10 protein-coding genes and 1 tRNA gene are annotated in these 13,609 nt (G+C 65.3%); all 11 read left to right on the top strand.

Translation table 11 applies throughout. From position 1 onward, the window contains the following. Positions 1-659 (top strand): EF-Tu C-terminal domain-related protein (locus tag G4D85_RS26345; RefSeq protein ID WP_240359504.1); only part of this gene is annotated, 659 nt, incomplete at its 5' end. Positions 660-760: 101 nt separating this feature from the next. Continuing rightward, positions 761-925 carry a 50S ribosomal protein L33 gene (rpmG, locus tag G4D85_RS26340; RefSeq protein WP_011553120.1) on the top strand — a complete coding sequence of 55 codons (165 nt, stop codon included), beginning with the start codon at positions 761-763 and terminating at the stop codon, positions 923-925. A 24-nt stretch (positions 926-949) separates the two neighbouring features. Then, a tRNA-Trp gene (locus tag G4D85_RS26335) sits at positions 950-1,025 on the top strand. Between the two features lie 101 nt (positions 1,026-1,126). After that, positions 1,127-1,570, top strand: a complete 444-nt coding sequence (secE, locus tag G4D85_RS26330) for a preprotein translocase subunit SecE (RefSeq protein WP_164016742.1) — start codon at positions 1,127-1,129, stop codon at positions 1,568-1,570. After that, entirely contained in the window at positions 1,570-2,112 is a 543-nt protein-coding gene (gene nusG / locus G4D85_RS26325) for a transcription termination/antitermination protein NusG (RefSeq protein ID WP_164016741.1), read from the top strand. The genes secE and nusG overlap by 1 nt, the downstream gene beginning before the upstream one ends. A 145-nt stretch (positions 2,113-2,257) precedes the next feature. Continuing rightward, entirely contained in the window at positions 2,258-2,704 is a 447-nt protein-coding gene (gene rplK / locus G4D85_RS26320) for a 50S ribosomal protein L11 (RefSeq protein ID WP_164016740.1), read from the top strand. Positions 2,705-2,741: 37 nt separating this feature from the next. Continuing rightward, positions 2,742-3,455, top strand: coding sequence for a 50S ribosomal protein L1 (gene rplA / locus G4D85_RS26315; RefSeq protein ID WP_164016739.1), 714 nt, complete (start codon positions 2,742-2,744; stop codon positions 3,453-3,455). 392 nt (positions 3,456-3,847) lie between these two features. After that, the gene (gene rplJ / locus G4D85_RS26310; protein WP_164016738.1) at positions 3,848-4,369 is read left to right on the top strand and encodes a 50S ribosomal protein L10; all 522 of its coding nucleotides are present in this window, start codon (positions 3,848-3,850) and stop codon (positions 4,367-4,369) included. Positions 4,370-4,470: 101 nt separating this feature from the next. Then, on the top strand, positions 4,471-4,842 hold the full coding sequence (rplL, locus tag G4D85_RS26305) for a 50S ribosomal protein L7/L12 (protein WP_164016737.1): 372 nt from the start codon (positions 4,471-4,473) through the stop codon (positions 4,840-4,842). 177 nt (positions 4,843-5,019) lie between these two features. Further along, a complete protein-coding gene (gene rpoB / locus G4D85_RS26300) occupies positions 5,020-9,252 on the top strand; it encodes a DNA-directed RNA polymerase subunit beta (RefSeq protein WP_164016736.1) in 4,233 nt (1,410 codons plus the stop codon). Between the two features lie 133 nt (positions 9,253-9,385). Continuing rightward, positions 9,386-13,597, top strand: coding sequence for a DNA-directed RNA polymerase subunit beta' (rpoC, locus tag G4D85_RS26295; protein ID WP_164016735.1), 4,212 nt, complete (start codon positions 9,386-9,388; stop codon positions 13,595-13,597). Positions 13,598-13,609 lie beyond the last annotated feature (12 nt).

Raw genomic sequence — 13,609 nt, 5'->3', positions numbered from 1 at the left:
CGCTGGAGGGTGACACCAGCGACATCGGCGAGCCGTCCATCCTGAAGCTGATGGAGGCGGTGGACAGCTACATCCCCACCCCGGTGCGCGCCACCGACAAGCCCTTCCTGATGCCGGTGGAAGACGTGTTCTCCATCGCCGGCCGTGGCACGGTGGCGACGGGCCGCGTCGAGCGCGGCATCGTCAAGGTGGGCGAGGAAGTCGAAATCGTCGGCCTGCGTCCCACGCAGAAGACCGTCGTGACGGGCGTGGAGATGTTCCGCAAGCTGCTGGACCAGGGCATGGCGGGCGACAACATCGGCGCGCTGGTGCGTGGCCTGAAGCGTGAGGACCTGGAGCGTGGCCAGGTGCTGGCCAAGCCGGGCAGCATCACCCCGCACACCAAGTTCAAGGCGCAGATCTACGTCCTCTCGAAGGAGGAGGGTGGTCGTCACACCCCGTTCTTCAAGGGCTACCGTCCCCAGTTCTACTTCCGCACCACGGACGTGACGGGCACGGTGAAGCTGCCGGACAACGTGGAAATGGTGATGCCGGGCGACAACATTGCTATCGAGGTGGAGCTCATCACCCCGGTGGCCATGGAGAAGGAGCTCCGCTTCGCCGTTCGCGAGGGCGGTCGCACCGTGGGCGCCGGCGTCGTGGCCGAGATCATCGAGTAACTTGCCTGGGCGGCCTTCGGGTTGCCGGGCTCAACAGTCCCGATTCGAGGGGAGGGCTCCTTCGTGGTAGCCTTCCCCTCTCGTATCTGGTGAGGTAGGTCATGCCGAAGGGCAATCGTTCCATCATTTCGCTCGAGTGCACTGTGTGCAAGGAGCGGAACTACACGACCACGAAGAACAAGCGGAAGAGCCAGGACAAGCTCGAGCTGAGCAAGTTCTGCCCTCGGTGCCGCAAGCATCAAGACCACAAGGAAGGTAAGGTCTAGGTCGGTAGTTCCAGGGAAGGTTCTAGGCCAGTAGCTCCAACGGTAGAGCAGCGGTCTCCAAATCCGCGTGTTGGGGGTTCGAATCCCTCCTGGCCTGCCAACTCTCAGTGGGAGCGGGGCCCCCGGTACCTGGAGGTACCGGGGGTTCCTGTGTTTTCGCAGTCCCACGTTTTCGCATCCGTAGTACCCCAGTGAGGCACCATGGCGACGGCATCAGAGGCCAGCCAGCAGGCTAACCGCTCGGCAATGGACCCGAAGCGGCTCGTGGTCATCTTCTATCTCCTCGCCGGCATCATCCTGGCCCTCTTCCTGGAGCGTGTCTTCGGGTTGCTCTGGGCCCGGTTTGGCTGGGGCGACCCCGTCCTCATCGAGGGCATGGACTGGAAGGTGTCCACGCTGATTGGCTACCTGCTCGCCGTGGGGTTGGCCGTTGGCGCGTACTTCCATCCACGCACCCACACGCTCTCGCTCGATGTGGCTTCCGAGCTGATGAAGGTCACCTGGCCGACCTGGTCGGAGACCCGGGCGTCGACCATGGCCGTGGTCGTCGCCTCGCTCGTGGCCGCCGTACTGCTCTTCTTCATCGACACCATCGCCTACAACTTGATGGTGGAATGGCTGCCCAGCGTGTGGGGGAAGCTGTAATGGCGATGAAATGGTACGTGGTCCATACCTACTCGAACTTCGAGAACCAGGCGAAGAAGAGCCTCGAGGAGAAGGTGCGCCTTGAAGGGCTCCAGGACCAGTTTGGCGAAATCCTGATTCCCATGGAGCAGGTCGTCGAGATGGTGAAGGGTGAGAAGAAGACGTCTCGCCGCAAGTTCTTCCCTGGCTACATCTTCGTGCAGATGGAGCTGAACGACCGGACGCTCCACCTGGTGAAGAACACGCCGAAGATCACCGGCTTTCCGGGCACGGCGCAGCACCAGAACCCGCTGCCCATCTCCGACCAGGAAGTGGCCCGGCTCACCTCGCAGATCTCCGAGGGCACGCTCAAGCCGAAGCCCAAGGTGCAGTTCGACGAGGGTGACACGGTGCGCGTCATCGACGGCCCGTTCGCCAACTTCAACGGCACGGTGGAAGAGGTCAACGCGGAGAAGGGCCGGGTCAAGGTGCTCGTGAGCATCTTCGGCCGCGCCACCCCCGTGGAGCTGGACTTCATGCAGGTGGAGAAGACCACCGGTTAGCTCGTGTTTTCGCGGCGCGCCCTCCATCTGGAGGCCGCGCCGCACGCGCTTCCGTGCCCGGTGACGGGCGCGGACCCATGGGTGGGAGGGCCTCCCCGTCTGGCGGCCCGCTGGTACCACCCCCTCGAAAGGCAGTCGTCAGCCGATGAAGAAGGTCACAGGACAGGTCAAGCTGCAGATTCCCGCCGGCAAGGCGAACCCCGCCCCGCCGATCGGCCCCGCGCTCGGTCAGCAGGGCGTGAACATCATGGAGTTCTGCAAGCAGTTCAACGCCAAGACGCAGGCGGAGGCCAAGGAAGGGCTCATCATCCCGGTGATCATCACCGTGTATGCGGACCGCTCCTTCACCTTCATCCTGAAGACGCCTCCCGCGGCCATCCTCATCAAGAAGGCGGCGGGCCTGCACACCGACAAGAAGAAGGGTTCTGGCGCGAAGAAGCCGGGCAAGGAGAAGGTGGGTCAGATCACCCGCGCTCAGCTCGAGGACATCGCCAAGAAGAAGATCCAGGACACCACCGCCGCGTCGCTCGAGGCCTGCATGAACACCATTGCTGGCACCGCGCGCTCCATGGGCATCGACGTGGTCGGCTAGGCCGCCGCCCACCCCACTCACGACAAGGATTTCTGTCATGGCTCAGAATGGGAAGAAGTTCCGTGCGGCCGCCGCGCTGGTGGACCGCGAGAAGCGTTACCCGATCTCCGAGGGCTTCGCGCTCTTGAAGAAGACGGTGGAGGCGCGTGCCTCCAAGTACGACCAGACGGTGGATGTCGCCATCAACCTGGGCGTGGACCCGAAGCACGCGGACCAGATGGTCCGTGGCGCCGTGGTGCTCCCGCACGGCACCGGCGCCACCGTGCGCGTGGCCGTGTTCGCCAAGGGCGAGCGCGCGACGGAGGCCGGCAACGCTGGTGCGGACATCGTCGGCGCCGAGGACCTCCAGAAGCGCATCGAGGAGGGCTTCCTCGACTTCGACACCGTCATCGCCACCCCGGACATGATGGGTGTCGTCGGTCGCCTCGGTAAGGTGCTCGGCCCCCGCGGCCTCATGCCCAACCCGAAGGTGGGCACCGTCACCATGGACGTCGCCAAGGCCGTTCGCGACGCCAAGGGCGGTAAGGTCGACTTCCGCGCCGAGAAGGCCGGTATCGTCCACGCGAAGATGGGCAAGGCCTCCTTCGAGCAGGACAAGCTCGAGGCCAACTTCAACGCGCTGGTGGACCTGGTGATGAAGCTCAAGCCGGCCACCGCCAAGGGCGTCTACCTCCAGGGCATCGCCATCTCCACGACGATGGGGCCGGGCATCAAGCTCGACACCACGGAAATCCAGGCTCGCCACCGCTAGGCGGCCAAGGAGGGCAGGCGGGCGTGAGACCCCCAACGGGGTCGTCAGGCCCGTCGCCCGTCTGACGTCACAGGTTCGAAAGTTCTGGATCTTTGCTGAAGCCGGGGGTATAGGCCCCCGGCTTTTGCAATTGGAGCGCCACGTCGCGAGACGCGGTGTTCCGACCTGGTTCATGACAGCAGGGACCCAGGGAAGAGCGGACATGTCCCGTTGGGAACCGGGCAACCGGTCGGGCGGTTCTCTCAACCCGGGGTTCAAACGACCGTAAGGTCAGCCCTGCCGAGACTGAGGGTGCGGTGTGGTGCCTCTCGGAGGCTCCTCTCGCTCTGCCACTTTGGCCCAGGCATCACGCCCGTCCTGATTGGGGCGGGCCAAGAAGGAGGTGAGTCAAAGTGCTGAAGAGCGAGAAGGAAGAGATGATCAAGGAGCTCCACGAGAAGTTCTCGCGGACCAAGTCGGCCGTTGTCGCCGAGTTCTCCAAGGTGGACGTGGAGACGGTGACGAAGCTGCGCAAGAAGTTCCGCGAGGGCGGCGTCGAGTACAAGGTCATCAAGAACACGCTGGCGCGCCGTGCGGCGCAGGGCACGTCCGTGTCGGTCATCGCCGATGACTTCACGGGCCCCGTGGCCCTGTGCATCAGCTACGGCGATGTGGTGGCCCCGGCGAAGATCCTGACCGAGTTCACGAAGGACCTCGAGGACAAGATCAAGATCCGCGTCGCCGTCGTCGAAGGCCGCAAGGTCGACGTCAACGGCGTGAAGGCCCTGGCGAAGCTGCCGGGTCTGCCGGAGCTGCGCGCCCAGCTGCTGGGCATGCTGAACCAGCCGGCAGGCAAGCTGGTCCGGACGATTGCCGCCCCGGGTTCCCAGCTCGCGCGGGTGCTGCAGGCCCACGCGGACAAGTCGCAGGGGTAGTTTCCCTCATCCAACCGAGAAGTTTTCCTACCAACACCCTTCGGCCGTACCTCCCCTCGGGGGATGGGGGCCGTTAGTCGAAACCAGAAGGACACAGTTCAATGGCTGACCTGAATTCGATTGTTGACCAGCTCTCCTCGCTGACCGTCATGGAGGCTGCGGAGCTGGTGAAGCAGCTGGAGTCCAAGTGGGGCGTCTCCGCCGCTGCCGTCGCCGTGGCCGCCGGCCCGGCCGCCGCCGCCGCCGCTCCCGCCGAGGAGAAGACGGAGTTCACGGTGGTGCTGGCCAACGCCGGCGCCAACAAGATCAACGTCATCAAGGAGATCCGCGCCATCACCGGCCTGGGCCTGAAGGAGGCCAAGGACCTGGTCGAGGGCGCCCCGAAGAACGTCAAGGAAGGCGTCAACAAGGACGACGCCAAGAAGATCAAGGACCAGCTCACCGCGGCTGGCGCCACCGTCGAAGTCAAGTAACGCCTACAGGGGCTGCCCGGTTTTCCGGGAATTTTCAGGCAGCCTCCTGACCGGATGAGCAGGCCGGCGCTCCCAGCGAGGGGGTGCCGGCTTTGCCCATTTGACAGTTACAAATTTCCCGGCGCCGCCGCGCGTTACTGATGTTTGCCCGCCCGAGCAGTCGTCCCCGGAGCCAGAATGCCGACGCAGATCCAGAACAATTTCCGCGTGCGGAAGACCTTCGCGAAGATCGCGAAGATCATCGACATTCCCAATCTTATCAACATCCAGAAGCAGTCCTACGAGAAGTTCCTCCAGGCGGACATCGCGCCGGAGAAGCGTGAGGACGTCGGTCTTCAGGGTGTCTTCAAGTCCGTCTTTCCGATCCGCGACTTCAACGAGACTTCTTCGCTGGAGTTCGTCAGCTATCACCTGGAGAAGCCGAAGTACGACGTCGATGAGTGCCACCAGCGTGGCATGACCTACTCGGCGCCCATCAAGGTCGTCGTCCGCCTGGTCGTGTGGGACAAGGACGAGGAGACTGGCGCCCAGTCCATCCGTGACGTGAAGGAGCAGGAGGTCTACTTCGGGGAAATCCCGCTGATGACCCAGAACGGCACCTTCATCATCAACGGCACCGAGCGCGTGGTGGTGAGCCAGCTGCACCGCAGCCCGGGTGCCTTCTTCGACCACGACAAGGGCAAGAGCCACTCGTCTGGCAAGCTGCTCTACAACGCCCGCATCATTCCCTACCGCGGTTCGTGGATCGACTTCGAGTTCGACCACAAGGACCTGCTGTACGTGCGCATCGACCGGCGCCGCAAGCTGCCGGCCACCGTGCTCATCCGCGCGCTGGGCGCCGTCAGCGACACCGCGAAGAAGAACCCGCTGGAGTTCAAGGGCTCCACCGAGGAGATCCTCAACTACTACTACGCGACGGAGACCATCTACCTCCAGAGCGCGCAGGACTTCGAGAAGAGCGTCGAGCTCGAGCTGCTCCCCGGGCAGCGCGCCACGCGCGACATCAAGACGAAGACGGGCGAGCTGATCGTCAAGAAGAACCGCAAGTTCACCCGCGCCGCCATCAAGAAGCTCGAAGCGGCGAAGATGAAGACGCTCCCCATCGACGCGGACGAGCTCTTCACCAAGGTGTCCGCCTACGACGTGGTGGACGAGAACACCGGCGAGGTCATCCTCGAGTGCAACGAGGAAGTCTCGCAGGACAAGGTCGACGAGCTCCTCAAGCGCAACATCAAGGAGTTCAAGGTCCTCTTCATCGACAACCTCAACGTGGGCCCGTACCTGCGTGAGACGTTGATGCTGGACAAGCTCGAGACGCCCGAGCAGTCCATCATGGAGATCTACCGCCGCCTGCGTCCCGGCGATCCGCCGACGCCGGAGACGGCGATCAACCTGTTCACCAACCTGTTCTTCAACCCCGAGCGCTACGACCTGTCCAAGGTCGGTCGCCTCAAGCTGAACTTCAAGTTCGGCCTCGAGGAGCCTCTCGACGGGCAGATCCTCACCAAGCGGGACATCCTCGAGGTGATCCGCTACCTGATCGATCTGAAGAACGGCAAGGGGACCATCGACGACATCGACCACCTGGGCAACCGCCGCGTCCGCGCGGTGGGCGAGCTGCTGGAGAACCAGTACCGCATCGGCCTAGTGCGCATGGAGCGGGCGATCAAGGAGCGCATGAGCCTCCAGGAGATCGAGACGCTCATGCCGCACGACCTCATCAACGCCAAGCCCGTCACGGCGGTCATCAAGGAGTTCTTCGGGTCCAGCCAGCTGTCGCAGTTCATGGACCAGACGAACCCCCTGTCCGAGGTCACCCACAAGCGTCGTCTGTCCGCCCTCGGGCCCGGCGGCCTCACCCGCGAGCGCGCGGGCTTCGAGGTGCGCGACGTGCACCCGACGCACTACGGCCGCATCTGCCCCATCGAGACGCCGGAAGGCCCGAACATCGGCCTCATCGCGTCGCTGTCCACGTACGCCCGAGTCAACGAGTTCGGCTTCGTCGAGACGCCGTACCGCAAGGTGGAAGCGGGCATCGTGACGACGGACGTGGCCTTCTACTCCGCGCTTGAGGAGGAGAAGCACACCATCGCCCAGGCGAACGCCGAGACGGACAAGAAGGGCAAGTTCGCCAACGCGCTGGTGTCCAGCCGCCGCGGCGGTGAGTTCGTCCAGGCTCGCGCCGAGGACGTGGACCTGATGGACGTGTCCCCGAACCAGCTGGTGTCGGTGGCCGCGTCGCTCATTCCCTTCCTGGAGAACGACGACGCGAACCGCGCGCTCATGGGCTCCAACATGCAGCGCCAGGCGGTGCCCCTGCTGCGCACCGCGGCCCCGTTGGTGGGCACGGGCATCGAGGCCATCGTCGCGCGCGACTCGGGCGTGACGTGCGTGGCCCGCCGCGACGGCGTGGTGGAGAGCGTGGACGCCGGCCGCATCGTGGTGAAGGCGGACGTGCCGGCCGGGCTGAGCGACGTGACGAGCGAGGTCGACATCTACAACCTGCTCAAGTACCAGCGCTCCAACCAGAACACCTGCCTCAACCAGAAGCCCATCGTCAACAAGGGCGACCGGGTGCGCAAGGGTGACGTCATCGCCGACGGCCCGGCCACCGAGACGGGTGAGCTGGCGCTGGGGCAGAACGTGGTCGTCGCGTTCATGCCGTGGCAGGGCTACAACTTCGAGGACTCCATCCTCATCAGCGAGCGCATCCTCAAGGACGACGTCTTCACGTCGATCCACATCGAGGAGTTCGAGTGCATCGCGCGCGACACCAAGCTGGGCAAGGAGGAGATCACCCGCGACATCCCGAACGTGGGTGAGGAGGCCCTCAAGGACCTCGACGAGAGCGGCATCATCCGCATCGGCGCCGAGGTGAAGCCCGGCGACGTGCTGGTGGGCAAGATCACCCCGAAGGGCGAGACGCAGCTCTCCCCGGAAGAGAAGCTGCTCCGCGCCATCTTCGGCGAGAAGGCCGGCGACGTGCGTGACAGCTCCCTGCGCGTGCCGCCGGGCGTGGTGGGCACCGTCATCAACGCCAAGGTGTTCAGCCGCAAGGGCGTGGAGAAGGACGAGCGCGCCAAGCAGATCGAGTCGATGGAGGAGGCGAAGCTCCTCAAGGACCAGAACGACGAGATCAAGGTCCTCCAGGACAGCGCCTTCGCCCGCATCCGCACGCTGGTGCGCGGCAAGGAGGTCCAGGGCAAGCTCGTGGACGACAAGGGGAAGATCCTCCTGAAGAAGGGGGACATCCTCAACGACGAGCTGCTCACCACGGTGCCCTACAAGTACTGGGGCGAGATCTCCGTGGGCGACCCGCTCGACTCCCGCATGCGCGACGTCCTCCGCAATCTGGAGGAGACGAAGGAGGCCGTGAAGCTGGCCTTCGGCGAGAAGATCGCCCGCATCAAGAAGGGCGATGAGCTGCCTCCGGGCGTCATCAAGATGGTGAAGGTGTACGTCGCCATCAAGCGCAAGCTCGCCGTCGGCGACAAGATGGCCGGCCGCCACGGGAACAAGGGCGTCGTGTCCCGCATCCTCCCCGAGGAGGACATGCCGTACCTGGAGGACGGGCGTCCGGTGGACATCGTCCTCAACCCGCTCGGCGTTCCCAGCCGCATGAACATCGGGCAGATCCTCGAGACGCACCTGGGCTGGGCGGCCAAGGGCACCGGTGAGGCGCTCCAGCAGTACGTGGAGGCCAACTGGAGCTCCGCGGCCATCAAGGAGCGGCTCAAGGTCATCTACGACGAGCCGAAGTTCGGCGAGTTCCTCGACACCCTCAGCGACGAGGAGATCGTCCAGCTGTGCCGCCGCTCCAAGCGCGGCATCCACGTGGCCACTCCGGTGTTCGACGGCGCCCACGAGCTGGAGATCCACAAGCTGCTGGACGAGGGCCACCTGCCGCGCACCGGCCAGATGGTGCTCTTCGACGGGCGCACCGGTGAGCCGTTCGACCAGAACGTCACCGTGGGCGTCATGTACATGCTGAAGCTGCACCACCTGGTGGACGAGAAGATCCACGCCCGCTCCATCGGGCCCTACTCGCTCGTCACGCAGCAGCCCCTGGGCGGCAAGGCCCAGTTCGGCGGCCAGCGTCTGGGAGAGATGGAAGTCTGGGCGATGGAGGCCTACGGCGCGGCGTACACGCTGCAGGAGTTCCTCACCGTCAAGTCGGACGACGTGGTGGGCCGCACGCGCATGTACGAGGCCATCGTCAAGGGCGACAACGTCCTCGAGAGCGGCCTGCCCGAGTCGTTCAACGTGCTCCTCAAGGAACTGCAGTCCCTGGCGCTCGACGTGGAGCTGCTGGAGCACGCCCCCCCGGAGCGGCAGCGCAGCTTCGGAGGCGACTTCCTCGGCGGCGGTGACGGCGAGGAGCGCAGCAACAAGACGGGGACTGAGGCCTGATTCAGAGCCGGAGCGCCCGCCTGACCGGCCGCCCGCCGCCCCTTCGAGGGGCGGGCGCGGCCGGGTCCAGGGCGGGGGCCCGAATCAGCTGGCGACCCCCGAGTGGGGCGCCTAACGAGATTTCGGAGGCAACGTGAAGGACATTTTCAACTTCTTCGAGAAGCCGAAGGACCCGCTGTCGTTCAACGCCATCCGCATCGCGCTGGCGTCGCCCGACAAGATCCGCCAGTGGTCTCACGGCGAAGTGAAGAAGCCGGAGACGATCAACTACCGTACCTTCAAGCCGGAGCGGGACGGCCTGTTCTGCGCCCGCATCTTCGGGCCGGTGAAGGACTACGAGTGCAACTGCGGCAAGTACAAGCGCATGAAGCACCGGGGCGTGGTGTGCGAGAAGTGCGGCGTGGAGGTCATCCAGTCCAAGGTGCGTCGTGAGCGCCTGGGCCACATCACCCTGGCCACGCCCGTGGCCCACATCTGGTTCCTCAAGTCGCTGCCGAGCCGCATCGGCAACCTGCTCGACATCACCCTGAAGGAGCTGGAGAAGGTCCTCTACTGCGAGAGCTACATCGTCCTCGACCCGAAGGCGACGCCCCTGCAGAAGGGCGAACTCATCAGCGAGGAGAAGATGCACCGGCTCTTCCAGGAGCACGGTGAGGACTCCTTCACCACGGGCATGGGCGGCGAGGCCGTCCGGGAGATGCTCAAGTCGCTGGACGTGGAGAAGCTGTCCGAGGAGCTCCGCAAGGACATGCGGGAGACCTCCAGCGAGGCGAAGCGGAAGAAGTACGCCAAGCGCCTGAAGGTGGCCGAGGCGTTCCGCGTCTCCGGCAACAAGCCCGAGTGGATGATGCTGGACGTGATTCCGGTGATTCCGCCGGACCTGCGCCCGCTGGTCCCCCTGGACGGTGGCCGCTTCGCGACCTCCGACCTGAACGACCTGTACCGCCGCGTCATCAACCGGAACAACCGCCTCAAGCGGCTCCAGGAGCTGAACGCGCCGGACATCATCATCCGCAACGAGAAGCGGATGCTCCAGGAGGCCGTCGACGCGCTGTTCGACAACGGCCGCCGCGGCAAGACCATCACCGGCCCCAACAAGCGGCCGCTGAAGTCGCTGTCCGACATGCTCAAGGGCAAGCAGGGCCGGTTCCGTCAGAACCTGCTCGGCAAGCGCGTGGACTACTCGGGCCGCTCCGTCATCGTCGTCGGTCCCGAGCTGCGCCTGCACCAGTGCGGCCTGCCGAAGATCATGGCGCTCGAGCTGTTCAAGCCGTTCATCTACAACAAGCTCGAAGAGAAGGGCTACGTCACCACCATCAAGTCAGCGAAGAAGATGGTGGAGAAGGAGCGTCCTGAGGTCTGGGACATCCTCGAGGACGTCATCCGCGAGCACCCGGTGCTCCTCAACCGCGCGCCCACGCTGCACCGCCTGGGCATGCAGGCCTTCGAGCCGGTCCTCATCGAGGGCAAGGCCATCCAGCTGCACCCGCTGGTGTGCGCCGCCTTCAACGCGGACTTCGACGGCGACCAGATGGCCGTGCACGTGCCGCTCTCCATCGAAGCCCAGATGGAGGCCCGCGTGCTGATGATGTCGACCAACAACATCCTCAGCCCCGCGAACGGCAAGCCCATCATCGTCCCGACGCAGGACATGGTGCTCGGCATCTACTACATGACCCGCGCCCGTGAGTTCGCCAACGGCGAGGGCCGCATCTTCTCGTCTCCGGACGAGGTGCGGGCCGCGTACGACCACGGCGAGGTGCACCTGCAGGCGAAGGTCGTCTGCCGCATCGACGGCGTCCGCAAGGAGACCACCGTCGGCCGCGTCATGCTCTGGGACGTGGTGCCGCGCCGCGTGGGCTTCGACGCCATCAACAAGGTGCTCGACAAGAAGTCGCTCGGCGGCCTCATCGACCTCTGCTACCGCCTCACCGGCGAGAAGGAGACGGTGCTGCTGGCCGACCGCATCCGCAGCCTCGGCTACTACAACGCCACCCGCGCCGGCATCTCCATCGCGCTCAAGGACATGATCATCCCTGCGAAGAAGCAGGAGTTCCTGGACTACGCGCGCAAGGAAGTGTCGGAGATCGAGAACCAGTACCTCGAGGGCCTCATCACCGACGGTGAGCGCTACAACAAGGTCATCGATATCTGGGCCGAGGTGACGGAGAAGGTCGCCCAGGAGATGATGCAGCAGATCTCCGGCGAGGAGACGACGGGCGACCGCGACGGCAAGCGCGAGACGCGCAAGCAGCCGTCCTTCAACCCCATCTACATCATGGCCGACTCGGGCGCGCGTGGTAGCGCCCAGCAGATCCGCCAGCTGGCGGGTATGCGCGGCCTGATGGCGAAGCCGTCCGGCGAAATCATCGAGACGCCCATCACGGCCAACTTCCGTGAAGGCCTCTCCGTGCTCCAGTACTTCATCTCCACGCACGGCGCCCGCAAGGGCCTGGCGGACACGGCGCTCAAGACGGCCAACTCCGGCTACCTCACCCGCCGTCTCGTCGACGTGGCGCAGGACGCCATCATCAACGAGTACGACTGCGGCACCATGGACGGCCTGTTCATCGGCGCCCTGGTGGAGGGCGGCGAGATCATCGAGCCGCTCGGTGAGCGCATCCTCGGCCGCGTGGCCCTGGACGACATCCTCGACCCCGTCACGGGCGAGGTGCTGGTGCGCGCCAACGAGGAGATCGACGAGGACCGCGTCCGCCGGATCGAGAACAGCGGCCTGGACAAGGTGAAGATCCGCTCGGTGCTCACGTGCCAGGCCAAGCGCGGCATCTGCGTGGAGTGCTACGGCCGTGACCTGGCCCGCGGCCGCAAGGTGTCCGTGGGTGAGGCGGTCGGCGTCATCGCGGCGCAGTCCATCGGCGAGCCGGGTACCCAGCTCACGATGCGCACCTTCCACATCGGTGGTGCGGCGACGCGGCGCGCGGAGCAGTCCAGCCTGGAGAACCGCTACGCGGGTACCGTGAAGTTCGCGGCGCTGAGCACCGTTCAGAAGCTGGACGGCACGCTGGTGGCCATGAACCGCAACGGCGAGCTCGTCGTGGTGGACGACTCGGGCCGCGAGCGCGAGCGCTACCAGGTCATCTACGGCGCCCGCATCCTCGTGAAGGAAGGGCAGCGCATCGAAGCGGGCACGCTCGTGGCCGAGTGGGACCCGTTCGCGATTCCGCTGCTCACCGAAGTCGGCGGTGTCGTCCGGTACGAGGACATCATCGAAGGCGTGACGATGTCCGAGACGCTGGATGAGGTCACCGGTCTGTCCCGGAAGACCATCATCGAGTCCAAGGACCCGGAGGCGCGCCCGCGCGTCACCATCCGCGACGCGAATGGCAACGTGAAGGACCTGCCCAGCTCCCGCAACCCGGCGAGCTACTTCCTGCCGCAGGGCTCCATCATCACCGTCAACGACAGTGATGAAATCCACCCGGGCGAGGTCATCGCCAAGGTGCCGCGCGAGACGACGAAGACCAAGGACATCACGGGCGGTCTGCCCCGCGTGGCCGAGCTCTTCGAGGCGCGCAAGCCGAAGGACGCGGCGGCGATTGCCGAAATCGACGGCGTGGTGTCGTTCGGCAAGGACACCAAGGGCAAGCGCAAGCTCATCATCACCCCCGAGGTGAATGGCGAGCAGCGCACCGACCTGGCCAAGGAGTACCTGATCTCCAAGGGCAAGAACATCAGCGTCCACTCCGGCGACCGCGTGAAGGCCGGCGAGGCGATGATGGACGGCGCGGCGAACCCGCACGACATCCTCAAGGTGCTCGGCGAGAAGGAGCTGGCGCGCTACCTGGTGGACGAAGTGCAGGAGGTCTACCGACTCCAGGGCGTGAAGATCAACGACAAGCACATCGAGACCATCGTGCGGCAGATGCTCCGCCGCGTGCGCGTCACCGACGTGGGCGACACCAACTTCCTCGTCGACGAGCAGGTGGAGAAGTGGGTGTTCGAGGAGGAGAACGAGAAGGTCATGGCCGAGGGCAAGCGCCCGGCCGTGGGTGAGCCGCTGCTGCTCGGCATCACCAAGGCCTCGCTCTCCACCGAGTCGTTCATCTCGGCGTCCTCCTTCCAGGAGACCACCAAGGTGCTCACCGAGGCCGCCATCAACGGCAAGGTGGACTACCTGCGCGGCCTCAAGGAGAACGTCATCATGGGCCGGCTCATCCCCGCCGGCACGGGCCTGCCGAACTACAAGCACCTCGACATCGAGGTGGAGAGCCCGACCGACGAGGTCAACGAGATGGAGGCCGCGCTCGCCGCGACGCACGGCGACGGCCCCCTGACGCCGCCGCCCTCCCGCCCGGAGGGCACCCAGACGACCGGCGCGGCCTAGTCCGCACCCGGC

The sequence above is a fragment of the Pyxidicoccus trucidator genome (assembly GCF_010894435.1).
In the GTDB taxonomy this organism is placed as follows: domain Bacteria; phylum Myxococcota; class Myxococcia; order Myxococcales; family Myxococcaceae; genus Myxococcus; species Myxococcus trucidator.
The sequence above is the reverse complement of the archived record's forward strand: the minus strand, read 5'-3'. Positions and strand labels throughout refer to the sequence as shown.

Bases quoted from the DNA above. Each gene is read 5' to 3' on its own strand.
- rpmG (WP_011553120.1), top strand. From the start codon at position 761: ATGCCGAAGGGCAATCGTTCCATCATTTCGCTCGAGTGCACTGTGTGC.
- secE (WP_164016742.1), top strand. From the start codon at position 1,127: ATGGCGACGGCATCAGAGGCCAGCCAGCAGGCTAACCGCTCGGCAATG.
- nusG (WP_164016741.1), top strand. From the start codon at position 1,570: ATGGCGATGAAATGGTACGTGGTCCATACCTACTCGAACTTCGAGAAC.
- rplK (WP_164016740.1), top strand. From the start codon at position 2,258: ATGAAGAAGGTCACAGGACAGGTCAAGCTGCAGATTCCCGCCGGCAAG.
- rplA (WP_164016739.1), top strand. From the start codon at position 2,742: ATGGCTCAGAATGGGAAGAAGTTCCGTGCGGCCGCCGCGCTGGTGGAC.
- rplL (WP_164016737.1), top strand. From the start codon at position 4,471: ATGGCTGACCTGAATTCGATTGTTGACCAGCTCTCCTCGCTGACCGTC.
- rpoB (WP_164016736.1), top strand. From the start codon at position 5,020: ATGCCGACGCAGATCCAGAACAATTTCCGCGTGCGGAAGACCTTCGCG.